Source organism: Thermoanaerobacterium thermosaccharolyticum DSM 571 (assembly GCF_000145615.1).
Taxonomy (GTDB): domain Bacteria; phylum Bacillota; class Thermoanaerobacteria; order Thermoanaerobacterales; family Thermoanaerobacteraceae; genus Thermoanaerobacterium; species Thermoanaerobacterium thermosaccharolyticum.
Genome location: NC_014410.1, coordinates 1,772,941 through 1,798,509, shown reverse-complemented (window position 1 = coordinate 1,798,509; position 25,569 = coordinate 1,772,941). Strand labels below are relative to the sequence as shown.

Sequence of the window (25,569 nt, the reverse complement as noted above, 5' to 3'; positions counted from 1 at the left end):
AAGGCAAATGTTAGTATCGTATTCATGGCTAAAGGACTATGTAGACGTATCGGTGGATGCAAAAAAATTGGCTGATGATCTTACTATGTCAGGTTCAAAAGTTGAAACAATTAAAAGCTACGGCAACGAAATAAACAATGTTGTAATAGGAAAGATAATTTCTATTGAGAAACACCCGGATGCTGATAAACTTCAGGTAGGAATCGTGGATGTAGGAGAAGAGAAACTGCAGATAATAACTGGTGCTCAAAACATAAAAGTTGGCGATTATATACCTGTTGCACTTCATGGTTCTACGCTGCCAGGTGGTGTGAAAATAAAAAGAGGAAAGCTGAGAGGCCTTGAATCAAATGGCATGATGTGCTCTGCAAAGGAATTGGGATTAGATGAAAGTTTGCTTCCTGATTATCAGAGAAACGGCATATTTATACTTCCAGAACTTCCTATTGGCGAGGATGTGAAAAAAGCCCTTGAACTTGATGATGTTATAGAGTTTGAGATAACTCCAAATAGGCCTGATTGTCTATCTGTAGTTGGAATCGCCAGGGAGACTGCGGCAACATACAGAAAAAGCTATAGAATGCCTGAAATAAAGCTAAGCGAAGTTGCTGACAAGAATCCTGCAAATGTTACGATTAAAGCTGATGATTTGTGCTTTAGATACGTTGCAAGAGTAATAAGAAATGCAAAGATAGGGCCATCACCTATTTGGATGCAGATGAGATTATTAAAAGCAGGAATAAGACCAATAAACAATATAGTAGATGTTACTAACTACGTAATGATGGAGCTTGGTCAGCCGCTGCATGCTTTTGATTTGGACAAAGTCAAAAATAGACATATAATCGTAAGAAGGGCTAAAGACGGTGAAAAGCTTGTAACTCTTGATGATAAAGAGAGGACACTTGATAGTGAGATGCTGGTAATAGCAGACGAAGAAAAGGCAATAGGTTTGGCTGGCGTGATGGGTGGTCAAAATACTGAAATAACAGATGATACTGTAAATATATTGATAGAAAGTGCCAATTTCAAAGGCAGCAACATAAGGTATACATCTAAAAAACTTGGTCTAAGGAGTGAAGCGTCATCAAGATTTGAGAAAGGGCTTGATCCTGAGATTACAGTGCTTGCATGCAATAGAGCAGCACAGCTTATGGCTGAATTAAGCGGCGGTGAGATATTAAACGGCATTGTTGATGTATATCCTAAACCTATAGAAGAAAAAGTTTTAAGCGTAAGGCATAAAAAGATAAATAAACTTCTAGGTACAAATCTAACTATTGAAGAGATGAAAAATATACTTACATTTTTAGACTTTGGGGTTATTTGCGACGGTGAAAACTTAGTCGTGAAGGTTCCAGCTTTTAGAAGCGATATTGAAGGTGAAGCTGATATTGCAGAAGAAATTGGTAGAATGTATGGATACAACAACATAGAAGATACACTCTTAAAAGGCACACAGATTACTGCAGGAGTAAAGACAAGAGAGCAAAAACTAGAAGATCTAGTAAAAGAAGTATTTCTATCATGCGGCTTAAATGAAGTTATAACTACTTCTTTTATGGGTATGAAAGACCTTGATAAGATAAACTTGCCTGATGATAGCCCTCTAAGAAAAGCAGTGAAGATTATGAATCCTCTTGGAGAAGATCAGGGGTATATGAGGACGACTCTCTTACCGTCCATGTTAAATGTAGTGTATACCAACTACAGCCGTAAGGTTTCTGACTTTAAAGCTTTTGAAATATCTAGAGTATTTATTCCAAAATCACTGCCTTTAGAAGAACTTCCTGTAGAGGTGAAGACGGCGGTAATTGGCATGTATGGCCATGATATTGATTTTCTAACTTTAAAAGGTGTAATTGAAGTGCTTTTGGATGTGCTTAATGTAAGCAACGTTAAATATGTAAGAAGTGAAAATACGCTTTATCATCCAGGCAGGTCTGCAGATATTATTGTTGATGGTAAATGCATAGGTGTTTTTGGAGAAATCAATCCTGACATAGAGGAAAATTACGATATCAATAGAGAAGTGTACGTTGCAGAATTAAATCTTGAGCTTCTTTTTAAACATGCAGATGATGATAGAAAGTACAAGCCCCTTCCAAAATATCCTGCTGTAGAAAGAGATATTGCTGTATTAGTAGATAAGGATATATTTGTATCTGATATAGAAAGCATAATAAGAGAAACAGGCGGAAAACTTGTAGATGATGTAAAACTGTTTGATGTGTATACTGGCGAAAACATTCCTGAAGATAAAAAGAGCGTTGCATATTCAATATGGTACAGATCATACGAGAGAACTTTGACAGATGAAGAAGTCAAAGAAGTGCACGACAAAATAATCAGGAAGTTAAATGAGAAACTTGGAGCACAACTTAGATAAAAAAGACCGGAAAGGTCTTTTTTTCTTAATAAAGGAGGAAATCGCAAAGATTTGTAGAAATAAATAAAGTAATGTTTGGTTTTGAGGGGATGTTCTAATGGAGATAAAAAAGATTACGGTAAATATAAACGGAAATGAATATATTTTGAAAACAGATTATCCTGAAGATTATATATTGAAGTTGACAGATCACTTAAATAGTGTAATATCAGGGATTTCTGAAAACTATAGTAAATTGTCAACTCAAATGATTTTGGTCTTGTCAGCTCTTAACATAGCAGATGAACTTTTTATTTCAAAAGAAGAAAATAGTGCTTTAAAAAAAGAGATTGTATCGTTAAAATCAAAGCTTAATACCAGTGATGAAAAGATAATGGAATTAACGGAAGAACTTGAGAGGCTTAAAGAAGAACTTAAGGCGTCTAGAGAAGAACTAGAAGAGTATATTAATACATTTGACGATGTTGGTTAAAATCTATTAAAAGAATAAGACTATATATAAAAACAGTGATAAGGTGGTTTGATGAAAAAAGTAGAATTATTGGCCCCAGCAGGTAGCCTGGAGACACTTAAAGTTGCTGTAAATTGCGGAGCAGATGCTGTGTATATTGGAGGAAAGTTATTTGGAGCCAGAGCATATGCAGTAAATTTTGGAGAAGAAGAGTTAAAAGAAGCAGTGGAGTACTGCCATCTCAGGGATAAAAAGATATACATTACAGTGAATACTCTTATTTTTAACAAAGAGATCGATCTACTTACTGATTACATTGATTATCTGTACAAGCTAAATGTGGATGCGATTATCGTACAGGATTTTGGAATTGTTAAATTATTGAGAGAATACTATCCAGAGATAAATATACATGCCAGCACCCAAATGACTTTAAGCAATTTAGAAAGCATTAAGGCTGCAAAAGAGGCGGGAGTAAAAAGAGTAGTGCTGCCACGGGAATTGACACTAAAGGAGATAAAAAATATTAAGGCAAATACAGGTATTGAGGTAGAAACATTTGTACATGGTGCTTTATGCGTTTCTTACTCTGGACAATGTTTATTTAGCAGTATAATTGGTGGAAGGAGCGGCAATAGAGGCAGATGTGCAGGTCCGTGCCGTTTAAAATATGATTTTGTAGATGAGAAAGGAAATATAATCGAGGGCAATAAGCATTTGCTTAGCATGGCTGATTTATGTACAATTGATTATGTTGGAGATATGATACAATCTGGTGTAGATTCTTTTAAGATTGAGGGCCGCATGAAGGAGAAAGAATATGTGGCATCAGTTGTGTTATCGTATAGAAAGGCGATTGATGCATACTACGATTCAGAAGAATTTGATGTATCAAAAAGTATTGAAATGATGTCTAAAATTTTCAACAGAGGTTTTTCAAATGGATACCTTTATGAAAGAAAGCCTTCTATGATGAGCTATATAAATCCTAAAAATAGAGGGATTCCTTTAGGTAAAGTTTTGTCAAAAGGGAATGGAAGATTAAAATTAAAGCTATATAGTTCACTTTTTGTAGGCGACGGTATTTCTACTGAGACTGGTGAGCATGGATTTAAAGTTGACAAAATTGTAGCAGACGGTATTAAAGTAGATGATGCCGATGAAGGACAGACGGTAGAGCTTAAAGATATGCCAGTAAAAGTAGGTGACATTATTTTTAAAACATACGATGCAAAGTTAAACAGGCAATTTTCAAATATAAAAGAGTATAAATCACCTATTGATGTGTTTGTGAAGATGAAAGAGAATATGCCATTATATATAAAACTTAAAAATAGCGGCATAGAAGTTGTAAATAGCGGTAAAGTCGATGCTGTAAAGGCAGTTAAGAAGGCTATTGATAGAGACACATTGATTGAGAAGGTGTCTTCAATAAATGATACGCCATTTGCCGTGAGAACCATTGAAATAGATATGGATGAAGGACTTTTTTTGCCTTTAAGCGAAATAAAGGAAACCAGAAGGACAGCAGTAGAAAATCTTATAAAGACAAAATTACACTACAATGAACCTAAAAATATACATATCAAACTGACTGATGATGTTCAAGCCAAAAGTAAAGATTTAAAGATATCATTTTATACGGAGAATTTAGAGCATGTTAAGATTGCTTCGCAGGTTGGAGTTGATAGGATTTATTTCGATTACAGATTAAAAGATGAAGAGTTGAAAAAAGTGAGGCAGTATTGCGAAGGATGTGAGATAATACCTGCATTTCCTCAGGTTGTGAGGGATGAAATAAAAAATGCAGAGGATGAACTTAAAAAAATAAAAGACATAGGGTTTAAAAAAGTTCTTGTTACTAATTTAGGGCTTTATAATTTGTCATTGAAGCTTGGACTTGACGTATGCATTGATTTTAATTTAAATGTTGTAAACAGCTTATCTGTAGACTTTTTTAAAGGAGCTGATACAATAACGCTGTCAACAGAGCTTAATCTTGCTCAGATAGAAGATATAACAAAGAGAAAAAACACGAAATTTGAATCTATAGCTTATGGCAGGTTACCTCTTATGATAATGGAATACTGTCCGATAAAAAACCTCATAAGTTGCGATAGAAATGCATGTGAAAGTGGAAAATATTCATTAAGGGACAGAAAGGGCAATTTCATAAAAATCGTCAGTGATGGATTTTGCAGAGTTAAATTATTAAATTCATCTATACTTATGATGGGAGATAAGATAGATGATTTAAAGAAAGCTGGTCTTTCTTATATCAGGGTAAATGATACAATAGAAAGCGATGATGAAATAGAAAATGTGCTAAAGGCGTACAAAAATTCATTGGATTTTGGTACTTATGATTTTCATATTGAAAATTACACAAGAGGACATTTTTACAGGGGAGTATTATAATGGAAGAGAGATATTTTAGAAATTTGGAATTTGACAAAATCGTTAATCATATTGTGAATTTATGCGATTCAGAGCCAGGCAAGGAAATGGCTTTAGATATTAAACCATATGATAATCTTGATAAAGCCGCAAAAGAGATTGACAAAGTAAATGAAGCCGTATCATTTATAAGTTCATACGGCAATATGTCATTCGCATTTAAAAAAATAGATGATATTTTAAATAAAGCTAAGATAAAGTCAACGCTTAATATCGGACAGCTGATGACAATATCAAGGTTTTTGTCATTGGCAGGAAGAGTAAAATCATATTTGAGGAGTGAAAAAGAAGAAAGCAATTATCCGCTTTTAAGAGAATACAATATTAGGCTCACAAATCTTAGAGATTTGTATGAGAGAATAGACAGAATTGTTATATCAGAAGATGAGCTGTCAGATGATGCATCGCCTGCGCTTAAAGATATACGAAGACAAAAAGCTCATATAAATAACAAGATAAAAGATACCTTAAATTCTATAATTGCTTCTTCCTCAAAAGAACTTCAAGACCCTATAATAACAATAAGAAATGGAAGATATGTTGTACCGGTAAAACAGGAGTACAGAGGCATGTTTAAAGGGCTTATTCACGACCAGTCTTCCAGCGGTGCAACGCTTTTTATAGAGCCTATGACTGTTGTTGAGTTAAACAATGACTTAAGACAGCTTGAAATAAAAGAACAGCAAGAAATTGAAAAGATTTTGTCAGAACTTACTGATGATATAAGTCAGCATATATCTGAGATACACGAAAATATGATAGCGTTGACTGAGCTTGACGTTATCTTTGCAAAGGCGAAGTATTCTATAAACACAAATTCGTCTAAGCCTGTATTTAATACACATGGATATATAAATTTAAAGAATGCCAGACACCCTTTGCTTCCAAAAGATGCAGTTGTGCCAATAAGCGTATATTTAGGTGACTCATTTGATACACTTGTTATAACAGGACCAAATACCGGAGGCAAGACCGTTACCCTTAAGACAGTTGGACTTCTTACTTTGATGGCTATGTCAGGATTAAATATTCCTACTGACGAAGGTTCAAGTGTAGCTTTCTTTGATAACATATTTGTTGACATAGGCGATGAGCAGAGTATTGAGCAGAGTTTAAGTACATTTTCGGCTCACATGACAAATATTGTGACAATACTGAATAGTGTTACAAGCAATAGCTTGGTTTTGCTGGATGAACTGGGGGCTGGTACAGATCCTACAGAAGGCGCTGCCCTTGCAATGAGCATTCTTGACTTTCTTCACAGGATAAATTGCCGTACCATTGCTACAACCCACTACAGTGAGCTAAAACAATATGCATTGAAAAATGATGGTGTGGAAAACGCCTCTGTTGAATTTGATGTAGAGACTTTAAGACCTACATACAGGCTTACGATAGGAATACCCGGTAAAAGCAATGCCTTTGAAATAAGCAGGCGCCTTGGACTTAATGAAGAAATCATAGATAATGCTAGAAATTATATAACTAACGAAGAGCTGAAATTCGAAGATATAATAAAAGATCTTGAAGATAAGAGGATTGAAGCAGAAAAGGCAAAAGAAGAGATTGAGGATTTAAAGAGGCAGGTAAACAGCGTAAAAGAGGAGTACGAAAGAAAGAGAAGACAGACTGAAGCAGAAAGAGACAGGATCATAGAAAAAGCAAGGGAAAAAGCAAGAAAGATATTAGAGAATACGAAATCTACCGCAGACGAAATTATTGCAAAGCTAAGAGAGGCTGAAAAATCTGATAAGAAAAATAAACTTATAGAAGAAGCGAGAAAGAAGCTTAAAGAAAATATAAGTGAAATGGAAGAAAGCCTTAAAAAGTCAGAAGTTCCTGTATATAAAAAAATACCCAAAAAAGTTATGCCTGGACAGACGTTTTATATTGTACCGCTTGATCAAACTGGGACAGCATTGTCTGAGCCGGATAAAGATGGAAATGTAAAAATCCAGGCAGGAATACTAAAGATGAATGTTCATATAAGCAATTTAAGAGAAGCTGAATCAGATGAAGAAAAAAAATTAGAGAAAGGCTTTGCTACATATATTAATGAAAAATCTTCCAACATATCAACATCAATAGATCTCCGTGGCAAAACGCTGGAAGAAGCTGAGATAGAAGTGGAAAAATACCTGGACGATGCTTATCTCGCTGGTCTTAAGCAGGTTACAGTAATACATGGCAAGGGGACGGGTATATTACGAAGCGGTATCGCTAGACTTCTTAAAATGAATAAGCATGTCAAATCTTTTAGACTGGGAAGATACGGCGAAGGAGAAGATGGTGTAACAATAGTAGAATTAAAAGAAAAATGAGTAACCAAAACACCTCATCTATCATAAAATATAGAGGAGGTGTTTTTCTATATGAGGAGAAAAAGATGGGGAAGAAGAAGACTTAAATTATATGAAATAAATAAAAATTACATATACATTTTTCTGATATTTTTTTTAATATCTATTATATATTCATTTGTGGCGTACAGGCTAAGACCTGCGCTTCTTAAAGCTAGCGAGACTGTAGCACAGGAAGTTGCAGTAAAATCAATTAATAAATCCATCAACGAAAAAGTCTTGAAAGGAATTCAGTATAATGACCTTATCAATGTGAGAACCGACAAAAACGGTAAAGTCTCTATGCTTCAAGCAAATACAATAGAGATGAACATATTGTCTACAAAGATTACTCAGGCTGTTCAAGATAACCTAAACAGTATAGGATCAGTATATGTGAAGCTGCCTCTTGGCAGTCTAATATCAAAAGATATATTTGCCAATACAGGGCCTAGAATAAAGGTTGGACTGCTTCCTATAGGATCTGTATACTTAGATTTTCAATCAAGTTTTGAACCTGCTGGAATAAATCAGACAAGGCACATAATATATCTTTACATAAAGACAAATATTCAAATCATCGCACCTCTTGCATCGAAGCAAATACAGGTTTCAACCCACATGCCTATCGCTGATAGCATTATTGTAGGCGATGTACCTGCAAGTTATGTAGATGTAAATGGCAATAAATATACTGTGCCTGTTCCAAATGGTGATTCAAAAATTAACATAGAAAGTAATTGACAACATTATAATATATGGTATAATAATAATTGTTTGACGGGGGTGTAGCTCAGTTGGGAGAGCACCTGCCTTGCAAGCAGGGGGTCAGGAGTTCGAATCTCCTCATCTCCACCATGGGCTTGTAGCTCAGGCGGTAAGAGCGCACGCCTGATAAGCGTGAGGTCGATGGTTCAAGTCCATCTAAGCCCATTTATGAACCCTAGCGGGTCTTTTTTTTATGTCTTAATACAAAAATGAAGGAATTAGAAATTTTTTGTCGAATAAGATAAATAAAATTTGTCTTTGAGGTGTAAACATGGCTTCCAAGTTTGAATATGATAAAAAGCTCGATAACATAGTGGAGAAAACCATAGAAGTTATAGGTAGCAGCAAAGAACAGATTTCGGAAATATTGGAGAAGACCAGAAACGAGTATCATGAATTGGAAGAGCAAATAAACGAATTAAAAGTAAAAGTAAGATCAGTCATAAAGGAAGTGGAGCTTTTGGAAAGGAAAGAAAAAAGCTCTAAGTTAAAGTTGGCTTATGTAAGTCAAAGATTTGGAAACATAAGTGAAGACGCCATCAAAGAAGCATATGAAGAAGCGAAGGAAATTCAAGTTGAGCTTATTTTAAAAAGGCGAGAGGAGAAAGATTTAATAACGAGAAGAAATGAATTGGAGAGAAAGCTTATAGAATACAGAGGAATAGTTGAAAAGGCAGAGAAGCTTTCTACTCAGATTGGCGTCGCACTGGATTATTTAACTGGAGATTTGACAAAGCTTCACAACCAATATGAAGAGCTAAAAGACAGGCAGCTTTTGAATATCCGCATAATTGAAGCGCAGGAGGAGGAGAGGAAAAGGATAGCCAGGGAGATACATGATGGTCCGGCACAATCTATGGCAAATGTAATCTTAAAGGCCGAATTATGTGAAAAACTTATCAGTAAAGATGCAGAAAAAGCAAAGGGAGAGCTTAAAAACCTAAAAGACATTGCACACTATTCATTGAGAGAAGTCAGAAAGATCATATACGATTTAAGACCATCTATTCTTGATGACCTGGGATTAATACCTGCCGTTTCAAAGTACATAAACAATTTTATAAGTGAGACAGGGATAAATGTTGATTTTGTCGCTCTGTCAGAACATAAAAGATTAAAACCTGAAATTGAAATAACTTGTTTCAGAGTTATACAGGAAGCCTTGACAAACATAAAAAAGCATTCAAAGGCAAAAATGCTATTATAAAATTGGAGTTTGGGGATCGGTTTGTAAGCATAATCATTAAAGATGATGGCATAGGTTTTGAAAAAGCATCAGCAGACAATAAATTTGGACTTTTAGGGATGAGGGAGAGGGTTCAAATATTAAACGGGCAATTTGAGATAAACAGCTCGCCAAACGAAGGAACTCAAATTTATATTTCTATTCCGCTAGGTGGTGATAAAAACAGTGATTAATATTTTGATTGCTGACGATCATGTGCTTTTGCGCCAGGGATTGAAGCAAATCATAGAATTAGAAGAAGATATGAAAGTCATATATCAGGCATCTGATGGTGAAGAAGCATATGAAATTGCTAAAAAAATTTCTCCAGACATAATATTGATGGATATAAACATGCCCAATATTAATGGCATTAAAGCTGCAAAGATGCTTAAAAACGACAACCCAAAGAACAAAATAATGTTTCTAACAATTTACAATGACAAGGAATATTTGATGGAAGCATTAAAAATTGGAGTTGAAGGCTACATCTTAAAAGACGCTGATTCAGATGAGCTAATTAAAGCAATTAGAACAATATCAAATGGAGGTGTTTACATACACCCTTCATTGGTAAGTGAGATTGAAAATTTAGATACAGATGAATGCAAAAAAGAGCTTACTGATAGGGAAATGCAGATATTGAGTTTGATTGCGGAAGGGTATAGCAATAAAGAGATAGCAGATAAATTATTCTTAAGCGAAAAAACAGTTAAAAATCATGTATACAATATATTTAGGAAGCTGGATGTTAAAGATAGAACACAGGCTGCTATATATTTATTAAAAAATAACAACATGTATAATATGCATACATAAAATTTGCTTTTAATCTAAAAATATTTTATAGTTAATATGTAATTTAAAATATTTAGGAGGCGTGAGAAATGGAGAGTGGCGAGTTAAAAGAGATTGAGAAGAAATTGGGATACAAAAGCAAAAATGGATGGCTTAAGGTAAGCGATGAAGAAAGGGAAAAGATATTTGAATTTGCAGAAGATTATAAAACATTTATAGGAGAATGCAAGACAGAAAGAGAAGTTGCTGACAGAATAATAAAGGTTGCTGAAGAAAATGGTTTTATAAATATTGAAACGGCAACTAATTTAAAACCTGGCAGTAGGATTTACTATAACAACAAGGGCAAATCAGTTGTTATGGCTGTTATCGGTAAGGATTCTGTACGTAATGGTTTTAAAGCTACAGCTGCTCATATAGATTCACCTCGGATTGACTTAAAACCGAATCCATTGTATGAAGACAGTGGTTTGGCTTTATTTAAAACACATTATTATGGAGGAATCAAAAAATATCAATGGGTAACGATACCTTTAGCACTTCATGGCGTTGTAATAAAGGAAAATGGTGAAAAGGTTACTTTCCAGCTGGGGGAAAATGATAATGATCCAATATTGTACATAACAGATTTGCTGCCACATCTCGGGAAAGATCAAATGGAGAAAAAAGCTTCCGATGTAGTATCTGGGGAAGCATTAAATCCAGTTGTTGGCAATATGCCGTTATCCGAAGACGTTTCTGTAAAACCATATTTATTAAAGATTTTAAATGAAAAATACGGAATAGTTGAAGAAGATTTTATAAGTGCAGAGCTGGAACTGGTGCCTGCGTATAAACCGAGGGATATAGGTTTTGACAGAAGTATGATAGGTGCGTATGGGCAGGACGACAGGATATGTGCATACGATGTGTTAAGAGCAATTTTAGACGTAAATAATCCTGAGAAGACTGCTGTAGCTATCTTTGCCGACAAAGAAGAGATTGGAAGTATGGGCAATACTGGATTGCAGTCGAGATTCTTTGAAAATGCGATAGCCGAAATCTTGGAGAAGCAAGAGGGAAGCACAGACATGAAGCTTAGGACGGCTATGAGGAATGCAGAACTGCTTTCAGCAGATGTCAATTCAGGATTTGATCCATTGTATCCGGATGTAAGTGAGAAGCTTAATACTTCTTACATAGGAAATGGCATATGTGTAACGAAATACACAGGTTCTCGCGGGAAAAGCGGTTCAAATGATGCAAATGCCGAATTTGTCGCAAAAGTAAGGAAGATTTTCAATGAGAACAATGTAGTATGGCAGACAGGAGAACTTGGAAAAGTTGATATTGGTGGCGGCGGAACTGTTGCACTTTACGCTGCAAATTATGGAATGGAAGTTGTAGACTGCGGCGTGGCACTTTTAAGCATGCATTCGCCATATGAATTATCATCGAAGCTTGACCTCTATATGGGATATAAAGCATATAAATCATTCCTTTTAAGCAAATAAGTATCCACCGGCATAGCCGGTAGATTAATTATTTCAAGACTCGTACCGAAGCCATGATTTAACCAGAAGTATTCATATAAAAAATAAAACCGGGATAAACCTCGGTTTTATTTTTATTGTTTTATATACATTTCAACTACTATTACTCCGTTATCAGTGCTATTTGAGATAATACCTACCCCAACTTTATTGAAATAAGGATTTAAAATGTTGTCTCTGTGACCGCTTGAATTCATTAAGGCATAATGAGCACTTACAACATCGCTATTTTCAGCTATATTTTCCGCAGCAGCATTATAACTTATGCCAAACTGTTTCATCATATCGAATGGCGAACCATATGTTGGCGATGTATGGGAAAAATAATTGTTGCCTTTCATGTCTTCTGCCTTAATACGGGCTACTTTTGATAAGTTTTCATCTATAGCAAGTGTAACGAGCCCTCTTGACGACCTTTCTTTATTTATAAGATCTACTAACTGCTTTTCTTCAGCTGATAAACCCTGATAATTCTGTACTGAAGAATTATTATTTGTGGCTTGTCCGTTTTCAGACTGTTTGTTATTGGATGATGTTGTCTGATTGTCTTTTGCCGGCGCGCTTCCAGTAGTCCCATTGCTTTGAGATGTACTGTTGGATTGATTAATCCACCAGTAATTATTATTAAACCAATAATTAGCGTTGTTTACATAATTTACTTTCACTGGTGCGGTAGTAAATCCAGAATAGCTTGTTGTCTTTGTGTTGGAATTATTAACAACGTATGTGTTATACACGACATTGTTGTTTGTATACGTTCCAAATGAATAAGATGCCTTTGCTGTTGCAAAAGGATTTAATACAAATAGTGAAATGATTGAAATTGTCGCATAGTACTTTAAATTTTTTTTCATAAAAATCACCCTCCATTAATAACAAATTCGACAAACACAAGAAAAAACCTTTAAGTAATTAATGGACTTGTAGGAAGATTTATCATTAATGGATTTTTTGAATATATTAAAGGTGAGGGGGTGCCCAAATGAGATATGCTATATTAGTGTTTTATTCATATCAGCATGCAGTTTTATGCGAAAAGGTATTAAGGCAAAATAATATATTTGTTGAGTTTATTCCTACTCCGCGATCAATAATGAATAGCTGCAGCCATTCATTAAAATTCGGACTGGAATACGCAGATGTTGTAAAGCTAATAGTACAAAGAATAAATATCCCTTATAAAGGGATATATGAGGTTGAAAAAACATACAATGGATATACTGTCATAGGTGTTCGTTAGATTTTCCGAAGAATATTGATTTTATTTTGTCTATTGTGCCGTTTTCTGCTTTTTCATTTAGTTTTGAATTTAATATTATAATTTTATTTTGCAGATCTTTTATCTGCTTTTTTAATTTCTCATTCTCTGATAAAATATTGTTGCAGACAGAATTCAGGTTATCGATTTTTGTTGTATATTTTGTTCTGTCTTCATAAAATTTTTTAAGATTTTCTTTAAGCTCCTCGATACTCCTATTTTTTAATGCGATCTCATAGCTTTTTTGATTTAAGTTCCTCTCTAAGTGTATTTTTTCTTTTTGGAGATTTTCTATTTTCTTTGAAAGTGTGCTTAAGTATTCCTGAACTTCCTTTATATAAAAAGTAAAATAACTTTCTTTGTCGTACAATATATCATTTTTGTCTGTTTCAAAAGGTAATTCACAACCATCTGAATTTGCATATGTAATTCTTTCAGAAGAAGGTTCTATTTTTTTTACTAATTCATATGAAGAAGGCTTTTCAGCTAATTTAAATGGTCTACTGAAGCTATTTCCTCCGTCTGAAGATATGGCACTATAAAAAGTATTTTGCTTAATCCATGTGCACCAAATGCTGCTGTCGATTATACTTATACAAGGCTCGAGAATGGTGTCAGAGAATGATAATGTAATTTTTTTGTCCCACGATCCTTTTGGCCATCCTCCATCGATTTTTTTTCTGTACTTTAACTCTTTTATTATGTTTTCTTCCACCCAACATATATGGATGTTTCTTTTGTCATCAATTTTTATATTTGGGTATTCTATAGAGACTGCCTCTGATACTGTAGTTTTCAGTGTCCATATATTGTTTATAAATGTCGTATAGTATATTTTTTGTGTGTTTTCAGTTGTTACGTAGACTAAATGAAGCATACCAAATTTGTCAAATGCGACGCTATAAAAAGGCTTTATTTGTATATTGTTTATCACTGCTATTTCATTAACCTTTAGCGTTCCGTTGGAGATATAGTGCTTTAAAAGTATTTTTTTTGGATTTGACAAATTGTGTTCCATAAAAAATACATGTACATCATCATTGCATATGATAAGCCTAAAATTGTCTATATATATGGTTTTATCATTATAATGATATAAAATCTTTTTGACGATTTTATTATCATTGTTTAATGTTGCTAATACAATATTTCGCTCTTTGCTGAAGTATATGATCACAATATTTTTATCTGCGAAAGATGCGTCAAAATCGCTTATGGCGTTATCAATCAAATTCATCTTGCTAGAATCTTCACCTGATTTATATAGCACGATATTGTTTTGCGCTGATACTAAATAATATTTCTTACCCTCTGATTCAAATAACACCTTGTCCATAAAATACCTCCTTTCAATTAAAATTATATTCATAGTTTGTAACAAATATTATAGGTCTTACGTATATTGTTACTAGAAATATGCAAAATCAAATTAATTTTAAAAAATTAATCGTAAGGGGGAAATAAAATGGCATTTGCTAAAAAGCTAATTGGAGAACAAGAAGTAGGACCAGGTCCTGTAGAACCGGGTCAACTTCCTGAACCAACTGAGATAACCTGTATAGAAGTCACAAAAATTTACGATTCTTGCTCACAAAGATTATGTCTTGACAGCATACCACCTGCCATAATCGTACCGACTATCACAAATCCTACATTTGGTCGTTGCGAGAATGTAACTGTAACGCTTGTATCGCCTCCAGGATTTACACTGACACCTATTCCTGAAAGACCAGGTTTTGTAAGAGTACAGGCAACATTCCAAGTAACATATGATGTTGTAATAACAAATACATCAGGTGATATTCAAACATTGACAGGATTGACAACGACATTTACAAAAGATATAGTTTTATACGTACCAGAACCGACAACTGCTATCATAAAATACGAAGCAGTAGCTGAGTGCTTGTTTGGAAGGGTTAATGTTGGAACACCGACAACATTAGAGGTAATTATAGGTGTATGGATTATTATAAAATCTGCTATGGATGTACAGCTCTTGATTCCTTCGTATGGATTCTGCCCAGTACCACCTGAGTGCGAAGAGTTCCCAGCAAACGTATGTGACGAATTCATGCAAAGACCGTTCCCACCTATATTCCCTCCACAGAAGGCTCCATATTCACCATATTAATAGAATGAAAAGCCAGCATAAGCTGGCTTTTCACATAATGATGTTAGGAGGATTCATATGAAAATATTATTTATCACGTTCATTGATATTATAAATTCACTTCCTCAGAGAAGCCATCATTTGATAGATTATTTAAAAGAGAGATATGATTTGACAGTAGTATTTTGCAGATACGATGATTTGGGCGTAATGAAAAAACAAGAAGGCACTACTAAATATATAGGAATACCTGTTAAGTTTGCAAGCCTTTTTAGTCCCATGACATTGTATAAGAGATATTTGGAAATTGATTCTGAAAAGTATGATATTTGCATTGCTCAGGGGCCATGGGCAGGTGTTACGGCTGTAGAACTTTTGAAGGCTGGGAGAGTAAATTTTTTAGCATATGAGGATATAGATTATTTTCCTGCATTTTTTGAATATGAAGATATTTATAATAGAACAAGAAATATGGAAAAGTATTGTATAGAAAGTTCAGACATTACATTTTCTGTTAACGAGCAATTGATAGAACTTAGAAAAAATATGACAGGCATTACACCATATTACATACCAAATGGTGTTAATTATGAGTTATTTAAAGGCGATAAGGTAAAGCACAATGGAACTATCCTTGTATTTAGCGGATCTCTAGAACATTGGGCAGGAATTGAAATGCCTATTAAAGCGCTTCCAATATTAAGACGGGAATTAGATGTTTCAATGATGATACTTGGGAGGGGGAAATATGAGCCCGTTTTAAAAAAATTATCAAGAGATTACAAAGTAAATGATTTTGTTCATTTTCTTGGAAAGGTTAAATATAGGGACTTACCTTTACATTTTAAAAAATCTGATATAGGCCTTTGTACGCTTTTTCCTACTGAGCTTATTAAATATTCTTTTCCATTAAAAGCAATAGAATATATGGCTGCTGGCCTTCCAGTAATAGCAACAGATATTGGTGATTTAGGTAAATTGATTAAAGAGAATGAGTGTGGTATAACAATAAAGTACAGTGTTATAGACTTTGTTGAAAAAACTATAGATTTAATAGAAAATCGTGATAAAATGAGTATATACGGACAAAATGGAAGGAATTTTGCAAAATCATTTGACTGGAAAGAACTGTTTAAAAAAGAGATGAGCATAATCTTTGAAAAACTGGATAAAAGGATAAAATATAATTGAAAGGTGAGCATTATGAGCAAAAGTATTAAAGATGATGTACTTTTAAGGTTAAAAACTATAAAAGGGCATATAGCTGGAATTGAGAAAATGGTTGAAGAGGATAAAGGATGTTCAAACATCTTGCTACAAATAGCAGCAGTAAGAGCTTCCTTAGAAAAAGTTGGATTATCTATAATAAATGAACATGCAGAACAGTGTTTTCTTTCAAATGAAGACGGCAAGATAACGTATGAAGAGCTGCAAAGCGTAGTTGATTTATTAGTAAAATTTTTGAAATAAAAATCATATTAATATAAAGAACATTATAAAAGGGTTTGGTAAACAGACCCTTTTATAAAATATGTCTTAGTATTGATAAAGAAAATTAAAAGATGTATAATAATTAAAAAGAAGGTGTAATAAATGAGAATACATGGTATCGTTGATAAAATCGAAGATGATGTGGCATTAGTCATTCTTGATGATGACAGAAAGATAAATATTCCGATAAAATATCTTCCTAGTAATATAGCCGAAGAAGATGTTATTGATATCAGTTTAGACATAGATAAAGAAAAGACTATAGAGAGTGCGCGTAAGTTAAAAAAGATGATGGAAGAATCTAGAGAAGAGGATTAAATATTTCAGTTTGATTTGTTAATAAATTAACTATTATTTACTTAAACTCTTTTATGTAATAAAATAATTGTATACAGTATACGGGTGATTTTATGGTTATTACTGTTTGTGTAGGTAGTTCATGCCATCTTAAGGGTTCCTACGATGTTATAAATGAATTAAAAAAATTTATTAAAGATTATAATCTTGAGGACAGGGTAGAATTAAAAGCGGATTTTTGTATGGGCAATTGTCTAAGAGCAGTTTCTGTAAAAATTGACGACGGAAAGTGTTTGTCAATTAAACCTAATAACGTCGAAAAATTTTTTAGAGAATATGTGCTAGGTAATTTACAATGAGTGTCATAAATTTTAAAGAAGCAAATTGCAGAAACTGCTATAAGTGTATTAGATATTGCCCTGTAAAAGCTATAAAAGTTAATAATGAACAAGCAGAAATTGTTGATTACATGTGCATTGCTTGTGGAAGATGTTTAAATGTGTGTCCACAGAACGCAAAAACCGTAAGGTCAGATATAGAAAAAGTAAAAGCTTTTATAAAAAAAGGTGATAAAGTTGTTTTTACAATAGCACCATCTTATCCAGCACTTGTAGGAAGTGGGAGAGCCTTTAAATTTCTTAATGCTTTAAAAAGTTTGGGTGCTGAAATGATAATAGAAACTTCAGTAGGAGCTATGTTTATATCTAAAGAGTATGAAAGGTATTATAATGATTTAAAATATGATAATCTTATTACTACTTCATGCCCGTCTATAAATTATTTGATTGAAAAATACTATCCTGATCTAATAAATTGTCTTGTACCAGTTGTATCACCTATGATTGCTGTTGGTAGGGTTGTTAAAAAAGTTTATGGCAATGAAATAAAGGTAGTGTTTATAGGACCTTGTCTGGCAAAGAAAGTGGAAATGAACGATTTTAGCTGTGAAGATGCAATAGATGCGGTTTTGACATTCGAGGAGATTATAGAATGGTTAGATGGAGATGGAATCAATATTGATTCCAGAGAAGAATTTACTGATTGTGTTGATACAATGATGCCATTTAAATTATATCCTATTGAAGGTAAAACTATTGACTGTATGGATGTTGATTTAAATTTGAGGAAAGTCGTATCTGTGTCTTCGATTGACAATGTTAAGGATCTTTTGAACGATATAAGATCAGGCAATTTACACGGATACTGGATAGAAGCAAATGCTTGTGATGGAGGGTGTATTAACGGACCAGCCTTTGGAAGGTCCAATAGTGGTGTTGTTAAAAGAAAAGAAGAAGTGATTAATTATTCAAATACAAAGGCGAACTTTATTAATGATATTAGTAATATGATTGATTGTTCAGTAGATTTTACCAGGAAGTTTATAAATTTAAGCGACAAATGGAAGATGCCTAGTGAGAATGAGATAAAAAATATTTTATCAAAAATAGGCAAATTTACTAAAGAAGATGAATTAAATTGTGGCGCATGTGGCTATGATACATGTAGAGAAAAGGCTATAGCTGTTTTTAATGGAATGGCGGAACCATATATGTGCTTGCCATATATGAGAGGAAGAGCTGAAACTCTATCTAATATTATAATCAGTTCTACACCTAACGCTATAATTGCTGTTAATAACGAGTATGAGATACAAGACATGAATAGAGCTTTTGAGAAGATGTTTTTAGTAAATTCAACAATGGTTAAAAACGAAAATCTATCTTTGATTTTTGATATATCGGATTTTAAAGATGTGATTGAAAACAAAAAAAGTATTTTTAATAAAAAGGTATCATTTAAAAATTATGGAATTATTGCGTTAGAGAGTATTTATTATTTAGAAGAATATAAGATTGCAATCGGTATTTTTACAGATATTACAAAGATGGAAAAGCAGAAAGAGGCTTTTTCAAAGGTTAAAAGGGAAAACTACCAGTTGGCACAGCAAGTAATAGACAGGCAGATGAAAGTGGCGCAGGAGATTGCAAGTCTTTTAGGAGAGACAACTGCGGAGACAAAAGTTATATTGACTAGAATGAAGGATATGCTATTAAATCAAGGTGATGATGAATGAGCCATTACATTGATATTGCACATGCATCATTAAACAAATACGGTGAAGAACTGTGCGGTGATAGTGTTCAGATAATAAGAAAAAAAGATTATTTAATGGCAGTAATGGCAGATGGATTAGGCAGTGGTGTAAAAGCAAATATTTTATCAACTTTGACAACGCGAATTGTCTCAAAAATGCTTGATATGGGTTCTGAATTATCCGATGTTGTAGATACGGTAGCGCATACGCTGCCTATATGTAAAGAAAGAAATATCGCATATTCTACATTTACGGTTGTTTCGATAAATGCTGACAATGTGCATGTAGTAGAGTATGATAACCCATCTATATTTTATTTTAAAAATGGAGTTTATAAAAAAATAGATAGAAAATGTGTAGAAATAGGTGATAAAAAAATTTATGAAAGTAGTTTCAAATTAGATCTTAACGATGCGCTTATAATTGTATCTGATGGAGTTATACATGCAGGTGTAGGCGGTATATTGAATCTTGGATGGCAGTGGGAGAATGTGCAGCAATATCTTGAAAAGACATTAGAAGTTTATAACGATGCATATGATATTTGCTACCAGCTTATAACCACTTGCAACAATTTATATAAGAATAAGCCTGGTGATGATACGACTGCAATAGTTATAAAGGTGAACGAATCAAAGAAAGTGACTGTAATGGTGGGGCCACCTATTTTAAAGAATATGGATGAATGGGTTGTAAGAAAACTCATGAAAAATGAAGGATTAAAGGTTGTATGTGGTGGTACGGCTGCGAAAATTGTAGGAAGAGTTTTAAATAAAAAGGTTATTACAACGACTGATTATATCGATCCTGATATACCACCACCTGCTTTTATAGATGGAATAGATTTGGTGACAGAAGGAGTTTTGACATTAAGAAAGACGGTTGAGATTTTTAAAGAATACATCGAAAATAGCAATTCAAACATATTAAGGTATTCAAAGAAGGATGCTGCAACTCGCCTATTTAAAATTTTAAATTATGCTACTGATGTAAATTTTTTAGTTGGTCAAGCTGTAAACAGTGCGCATCAAAATCCTGATTTTCCTGCGGATCTTAGAATAAAGATTAAAATTGTTGAAGAACTTATAAATCTATTGCGCAAGTTGGGTAAAAATGTTGAAGTAAATTATTTTTAGAAAGGGTAGATTGTCTTGTTTAAGTTTAATACTGATATTCAAATGTTAAAATATGAGGTGCTTTACAATGTTGCAAAATTGACATTGGAAGACAGATTAGAAGATCATTATGATGAAATACCATATGAAATAATACCAGGGACTAAGCCTAGATTTAGATGTTGTGTATACAAAGAGAGAGCAATAATAGAGCAGAGGACAAAAGTTGCAATGGGAAAAAATTTAAAACGAACTATGAAGTATGCAATAGAAGGCGAAGAACCTGTAATTCAGGTTTTGGACATTGCATGTGAAGAATGTCCTATCAAGAGGTATCGCGTTACAGAGGCATGCCGCGGATGTATCACGCATAGATGCACTGAAGTATGTCCCAAAGGAGCTATATCTATAATAGACAGAAAGAGCCATATAGACTATGATAAATGCATAGAATGTGGCAGATGCAAAGAGGCGTGTCCATACAATGCTATATCTGATAATTTAAGACCATGCATACGCTCATGTGCAGCAAAAGCCATAACAATGGATGAAGAATTAAAAGCATCGATAAATTACGAAAAATGTACTTCTTGTGGCGCTTGTACTTTGGCGTGCCCATTTGGTGCAATAACAGATAAATCATATATTGTCGACATTATAAGAGCGATAAAGAGCGGTAAAAAAGTTTATGCTTTAATAGCACCTGCAATAGCATCCCAATTTAAGGATGTAACAGTCGGACAAATAAAATCTGCTTTAAGAAAATTTGGCTTTGCGGATGTAATAGAAGTCGCACTTGGAGCAGACTTCGTTGCAGTAGAAGAAGCCAAGGAGTTTGAAGAAAGGATAAAAGACTTAAAAGTAATGACAAGTTCATGTTGTCCAGCATTTGTAGTGCATATAAAAAAGAGCTATCCGGAACTGGCTCATAATATATCTACAACAGTGTCTCCAATGACAGCAATATCAAAATACATTAAAAAGCATGATCCTATGGCAATGACAGTATTTATAGGACCGTGTACTGCAAAGAAATCTGAAGTGATGAGAGAAGATATAAAGGGTATAACAGATTTTGCTATGACATTTGAGGAGATGGCTGCTATTCTGGATGCAGCAAAGATAGACATAAAAGAACAACAAGATGTTGAAGTGGATGATGCTACACTATTTGGGAGAAAATTTGCAAGATCTGGCGGTGTTTTAGAGGCGGTAATTGAAGCGATAAAAGAAATAGATGCAGATGTTGAAATTAATCCGATAGTTTGTAATGGGCTTGAAGAGTGCAATAAGACATTGAAGATAATGAAGGCAGGTAAATTGCCAAATAATTTTGTAGAAGGAATGGCCTGTGTTGGCGGTTGCATCGGTGGTGCTGGTGTTATCAATAACAACGTAAATCAAGCAAAATTAGCTGTAAATAAATTTGGTGATGCATCTTTGCATAAGAACATAAAAGAGAGAGTCAACCAGTTTGATACAGATGAAGTTGATTTTCACATTGGTCATAGTTCGGATGAGTCGAATAAGTCTTCATGCAAAGAAGCATAATATTAATTTTAAAGAGGGGGTCCACTTTTAGGACCCTATTATTATTTACTTGAAATATCTGATGATATTAACATATAATATATTTATTAGTACAAAGACATGTGAGGATTGGTAAAAATGGAGGTATATCTTGATAACAGTGCAACAACAAAAGTCCGCAAAGAAGTAATTGACAAGATGGTTGATGTTATGGAAAATGAGTATGGCAATCCTTCATCAGTCCATCTTAAAGGATACAAAGCCGAGAAGATATTATTAGAATCGAGAAGAAATGTTGCAAAATTATTAGGGTGTGAAACAGATGAGATAATTTTTACTTCTGGTGGCACAGAATCTAATAATTTTGCTATACGCGGAATAGCATACGGAATGAAGAGATTGGGAAACCATATAATTACTTCAAAGATTGAACATCCATCTGTTTTAAATGTGATGAAACAGCTTGAGGAAGATGGGTATGATATTACATATCTTGATGTAGACAATTGCGGAAAAGTAGATTTAAATGAGCTAAGAGATGCTATAAATGACAAAACGATCCTGATATCTATTATGGCGGTGAACAATGAAATAGGGACCATTGAACCTATTGAAGACATTGCGAAATTAAAAGAAAAGGCCAAGAATGCATATTTTCATGTAGATGGGATACAGGCAGTGGGCAAGATTGAGTTGGACGTGAAGAGTCAAAAGATAGATCTTTTATCTTTAAGTGGCCATAAAATGCATGGCCCAAAAGGTATAGGTGCTATCTATATAAAAAGAGGTGTTAAAATAAAGCCTATATTATATGGCGGTGGTCAGGAAGGAAATTTAAGGTCAGGTACTGAAAATCTGCCTGGTATTGTAGGCCTTGGAGAAGCTTGTCGGCTGATAAAGGAAAATATTCATGAATACGAGTCGAAGCTTATACATTTGAAAAAGAGGCTGTACGACGGAATCAAAAGTGAAATATCTGATATTCACTTAAATGGTCCTGATATAGATAAAGGTGCACCACAGATATTAAATGTTTCATTTTTGGGTGTAAGAGGAGAAGTACTGCTTCACGCACTAGAAGAAAAGGGTATATATGTATCTACAGGTTCTGCTTGCTCGTCTCACAAAAATACAGAAAGCCATGTATTAAAGGCTATAGGATTAAGTCATGAATATATTGAAGGAGCGATTAGATTTTCATTTAGCATTTTTAATACAGATGAAGAGATAGATTACACAATAGATGCTTTGAAAGATAAAGTGAATTTCTTAAGAAAATACAAAAGGAGGTAAAAATGGATATAATTCTTATAAAGTATGGAGAATTAGCACTAAAAGGCGATAATAGAGCATTTTTTGAGAATAAACTTGTTAAAAATATCAAAGAAGCATTAAAAGGTTATGATGGAATAAAAGTAGAGAAGACCCATGGTAGAATATACGTAGAATGTGACGGAAATGTAAATGAGGTTATAGATAAGCTTAAAAAAGTTTTTGGCATAGTTGGTATAACTGTAGCGAAAAAGGTTGATTTGGATCTTGATGCAATATACAATGCAGCGATTGAGCTTATGAGAAGCTATTCAGGTAAGAGTTTTAAAGTAGAGACTAGGAGACCCAATAAATCATTTCCTTATGAGAGTATGGAAATAAGCAGGATGGTTGGAGGTAAAATCTTACAGAACGTAGAAGATGTTCATGTTGATGTGCATAATCCCGACATCGTCTTAAATATAGAAATACGGGAGAAGGCTTATTTGTATTCTGGTATAACAGATGGAATAGGTGGTATGCCACTTGGGACAAATGGTAGGGCAGTTGTTCTTTTGTCAGGTGGAATAGACAGCCCTGTTGCTGCTTGGATGATGATGAAAAGAGGAGTAGAAATAGAAGCTGTGTATTTTCATAGCCCGCCTTATACACAAGAGAGAGCAAAAGACAAGGTTATAGATTTGTGTAAGAAACTTTCAGAATATGGGCAAGATATATACTTGCATGTAGTTAATTTTACGGATTTTCAGCTTGCCATATATGATAAATGCCCTCCAAAGATGACGACTATAATAATGAGAAGGATGATGATGAGGGTTGCTGAAAATATTGCCAATAAGTACGGAGCAAAAGCGCTTATAACAGGTGAAAGCCTAGGACAGGTAGCAAGCCAAACCATAGAAAGCTTGTACTGTACAAATGAGGTAACACATATGCCTGTGTTTAGACCATTAATTGGAATGGATAAAAGTGAGATAGTGGAAATATCCAAAAAAATTGGGACTTACGACATATCAATAAGACCTTATGAAGACTGCTGTACAATTTTTGTTCCGAAGCATCCTATAATAAAGCCAGATTTAGAGGAAGTCATTGATGGTGAAAAAAATATTGACTATGAAAAATTTATAGATAGTTTAGTAATAGACCAAATTAAGATAAAACAAGATAGTTAAAATAAACCCCATAGATTACCATCTATGGGGTTTTATCATACGTTGAATCTAAATACTACTATGTCGCCGTCTTCTACGACGTAATCTTTTCCCTCAAGTCGCATTAACCCTTTTTCTTTTGCAGCAACCTCTCCGCCAGATTCTATATAATCTTTGTAAGATATTACTTCAGCTCGTATAAAACCTTTTTCAAAATCTGTGTGTATTTTTCCGGCAGCTTGAGGTGCTTTTGTTCCTTTTTTTATAGTCCATGCTCTTACTTCTTTTGGGCCAGCTGTAAAAAATGTAATAAGTCCTAAAAGTGAGTATCCATGGCGTATTATATTATTAAGTCCCGGCTCTTTTAATCCGTATTCAGACAGTAATTCGTATTTTTCCTCATCGGGGAGTGATGAAAGTTCTTCTTCAATTTTTGCTGATATGACAATTACTTCTGATTTTTCTTTTTCAGCATACTCTTTAAGTTTTTTAACATACTCATTTTCTTTGCCAGATATAAGGTCGTCCTCAGAAATATTTGCAGCGTACATAACTGGCTTTGACGTTAATAGCATAAGCTGATTTACAAATGGAAGCTCATCTTCATCGAAATTCATCGTGCGTACAGGTTTTCCATCATCTAAAGTGTTTTTGATTTTTTCTAGTATATTTAATTCAAATGCTGCAGATTTATCATTTTTTGCGTATTTAGAAGTCTTTGCAATTCGCTTTTCTATAACTTCTAGATCAGCAAGCACCAATTCTAATGTTATGATTTCAATGTCTCTAATTGGGTCAATATTGCCTTCAACATGAGTAATATTGCTATCTTCGAAACACCTTACGACATTTAAAATTGCATCAACTTCCCTAATATGCGATAAAAATTTATTTCCTAAACCTTCGCCTTTGCTGGCGCCTTTGACAAGTCCAGCTATGTCTACAAATTTAATTGTAGCTGGTATTATCTTTTGAGGATTGACTATTTTTGCAAGTTCATAAAGCCTATTGTCTGGCACAGAAACAATACCAACATTAGGTTCTATTGTGCAGAAAGGATAATTTGCGCATTCAGCACCTGCTTGTGTTATTGCATTAAATATTGTACTTTTACCAACATTAGGTAAACCAACTATGCCTATTTCCATTTATATTCCTCCGAATTGTTTTTAATTTTATGAAAAAATTTTTCTATTTTGCATCAAATAGAATTATATATGAAAAGCGTTAAAAGTTCAAATCTAATTGTGACTGACAATTATTAACATATTACATTATAATAAAT

Annotated in this window: 21 protein-coding genes, 2 tRNA genes and 1 pseudogene; 21 read left to right on the top strand and 3 right to left on the bottom strand. The window is 33.9% G+C overall.

All coding sequences use genetic code 11. From position 1 onward, the window contains the following. Window positions 1-7 precede the first annotated feature (7 nt). From pheT to TTHE_RS08890, 10 genes and pseudogenes are all read left to right on the top strand, one after another. Window positions 8-2,389: a phenylalanine--tRNA ligase subunit beta gene (pheT, locus tag TTHE_RS08935; protein WP_013298262.1), complete on the top strand. Its 2,382-nt coding sequence runs from the start codon at window positions 8-10 to the stop codon at window positions 2,387-2,389. A 97-nt stretch (window positions 2,390-2,486) separates the two neighbouring features. Next, window positions 2,487-2,861, top strand: a complete 375-nt coding sequence (locus TTHE_RS08930; RefSeq protein WP_013298261.1) for a cell division protein ZapA — start codon at window positions 2,487-2,489, stop codon at window positions 2,859-2,861. 51 nt (window positions 2,862-2,912) lie between these two features. Continuing rightward, entirely contained in the window at window positions 2,913-5,258 is a 2,346-nt protein-coding gene (locus tag TTHE_RS08925) for a U32 family peptidase (RefSeq protein WP_013298260.1), read from the top strand. Continuing rightward, entirely contained in the window at window positions 5,258-7,618 is a 2,361-nt protein-coding gene (locus TTHE_RS08920) for an endonuclease MutS2 (protein WP_013298259.1), read from the top strand. The genes TTHE_RS08925 and TTHE_RS08920 overlap by 1 nt, the downstream gene beginning before the upstream one ends. Before the next feature lie 51 nt (window positions 7,619-7,669). Beyond that, window positions 7,670-8,380, top strand: coding sequence for a sporulation protein YunB (gene yunB, locus TTHE_RS08915; RefSeq protein ID WP_013298258.1), 711 nt, complete (start codon window positions 7,670-7,672; stop codon window positions 8,378-8,380). Between the two features lie 38 nt (window positions 8,381-8,418). Continuing rightward, window positions 8,419-8,494: transfer RNA gene (locus TTHE_RS08910), tRNA-Ala, on the top strand. A 1-nt stretch (window position 8,495) separates the two neighbouring features. Then, window positions 8,496-8,569 (top strand) — tRNA-Ile (locus TTHE_RS08905). 106 nt (window positions 8,570-8,675) lie between these two features. Next, a pseudogene (locus TTHE_RS08900) lies at window positions 8,676-9,823 on the top strand (sensor histidine kinase). Continuing rightward, window positions 9,816-10,448, top strand: coding sequence for a response regulator (locus TTHE_RS08895; protein WP_013298257.1), 633 nt, complete (start codon window positions 9,816-9,818; stop codon window positions 10,446-10,448). Before TTHE_RS08900 ends, TTHE_RS08895 begins: the two are co-directional and overlap by 8 nt. A 68-nt stretch (window positions 10,449-10,516) precedes the next feature. Further along, window positions 10,517-11,920, top strand: coding sequence for an aminopeptidase (locus TTHE_RS08890; RefSeq protein WP_013298256.1), 1,404 nt, complete (start codon window positions 10,517-10,519; stop codon window positions 11,918-11,920). A gap of 113 nt (window positions 11,921-12,033) precedes the next feature. Here the strand turns inward: TTHE_RS08890 and TTHE_RS08885 are convergent, their stop codons facing one another. Further along, window positions 12,034-12,813 carry a CAP domain-containing protein gene (locus tag TTHE_RS08885; protein ID WP_013298255.1) on the bottom strand — a complete coding sequence of 260 codons (780 nt, stop codon included), beginning with the start codon at window positions 12,811-12,813 and terminating at the stop codon, window positions 12,034-12,036. 128 nt (window positions 12,814-12,941) lie between these two features. On the opposite strand from TTHE_RS08885, the gene TTHE_RS08880 reads away from it, so the two are divergent. Further along, entirely contained in the window at window positions 12,942-13,199 is a 258-nt protein-coding gene (locus TTHE_RS08880; RefSeq protein WP_013298254.1) for a putative Se/S carrier protein, read from the top strand. Here the strand turns inward: TTHE_RS08880 and TTHE_RS08875 are convergent. Then, a complete protein-coding gene (locus tag TTHE_RS08875; RefSeq protein ID WP_013298253.1) occupies window positions 13,183-14,553 on the bottom strand; it encodes a coiled-coil domain-containing protein in 1,371 nt (456 codons plus the stop codon). The two genes, TTHE_RS08880 and TTHE_RS08875, sit on opposite strands and share 17 nt — an antisense overlap. 129 nt (window positions 14,554-14,682) lie before the next feature. Between TTHE_RS08875 and TTHE_RS08870 the strand changes: the two genes are divergently transcribed. From TTHE_RS08870 to thiI, 10 genes are all read left to right on the top strand, one after another. After that, window positions 14,683-15,351: a hypothetical protein gene (locus TTHE_RS08870; RefSeq protein ID WP_013298252.1), complete on the top strand. Its 669-nt coding sequence runs from the start codon at window positions 14,683-14,685 to the stop codon at window positions 15,349-15,351. A 57-nt stretch (window positions 15,352-15,408) separates the two neighbouring features. Further along, entirely contained in the window at window positions 15,409-16,521 is a 1,113-nt protein-coding gene (locus tag TTHE_RS08865) for a glycosyltransferase (RefSeq protein ID WP_013298251.1), read from the top strand. Between the two features lie 12 nt (window positions 16,522-16,533). Continuing rightward, entirely contained in the window at window positions 16,534-16,800 is a 267-nt protein-coding gene (locus TTHE_RS08860; RefSeq protein ID WP_013298250.1) for a metal-sensitive transcriptional regulator, read from the top strand. A 123-nt stretch (window positions 16,801-16,923) separates the two neighbouring features. Then, window positions 16,924-17,139, top strand: coding sequence for a DUF3006 domain-containing protein (locus TTHE_RS08855; protein ID WP_013298249.1), 216 nt, complete (start codon window positions 16,924-16,926; stop codon window positions 17,137-17,139). Between the two features lie 92 nt (window positions 17,140-17,231). Further along, window positions 17,232-17,477, top strand: coding sequence for a (2Fe-2S) ferredoxin domain-containing protein (locus tag TTHE_RS08850; protein ID WP_013298248.1), 246 nt, complete (start codon window positions 17,232-17,234; stop codon window positions 17,475-17,477). Next, window positions 17,474-19,192, top strand: a complete 1,719-nt coding sequence (locus tag TTHE_RS08845; RefSeq protein ID WP_013298247.1) for a [Fe-Fe] hydrogenase large subunit C-terminal domain-containing protein — start codon at window positions 17,474-17,476, stop codon at window positions 19,190-19,192. The genes TTHE_RS08850 and TTHE_RS08845 overlap by 4 nt, the downstream gene beginning before the upstream one ends. Continuing rightward, window positions 19,189-20,349, top strand: a complete 1,161-nt coding sequence (locus tag TTHE_RS08840; protein WP_013298246.1) for a SpoIIE family protein phosphatase — start codon at window positions 19,189-19,191, stop codon at window positions 20,347-20,349. Before TTHE_RS08845 ends, TTHE_RS08840 begins: the two co-directional genes overlap by 4 nt. Window positions 20,350-20,364: 15 nt before the next feature. Next, the gene (locus tag TTHE_RS08835; protein WP_013298245.1) at window positions 20,365-21,879 is read left to right on the top strand and encodes a 4Fe-4S dicluster domain-containing protein; all 1,515 of its coding nucleotides are present in this window, start codon (window positions 20,365-20,367) and stop codon (window positions 21,877-21,879) included. A 117-nt stretch (window positions 21,880-21,996) separates the two neighbouring features. Continuing rightward, window positions 21,997-23,151 (top strand): cysteine desulfurase family protein, encoded by a 1,155-nt coding sequence (locus TTHE_RS08830; protein ID WP_013298244.1) that lies wholly within the window; start codon window positions 21,997-21,999, stop codon window positions 23,149-23,151. 2 nt (window positions 23,152-23,153) lie between these two features. After that, window positions 23,154-24,305, top strand: coding sequence for a tRNA uracil 4-sulfurtransferase ThiI (gene thiI / locus TTHE_RS08825; protein ID WP_013298243.1), 1,152 nt, complete (start codon window positions 23,154-23,156; stop codon window positions 24,303-24,305). Between the two features lie 35 nt (window positions 24,306-24,340). On the opposite strand, the gene ychF is transcribed toward thiI, so the two are convergent. Beyond that, window positions 24,341-25,432, bottom strand: coding sequence for a redox-regulated ATPase YchF (gene ychF / locus TTHE_RS08820; RefSeq protein WP_013298242.1), 1,092 nt, complete (start codon window positions 25,430-25,432; stop codon window positions 24,341-24,343). Window positions 25,433-25,569: the final 137 nt, after the last annotated feature.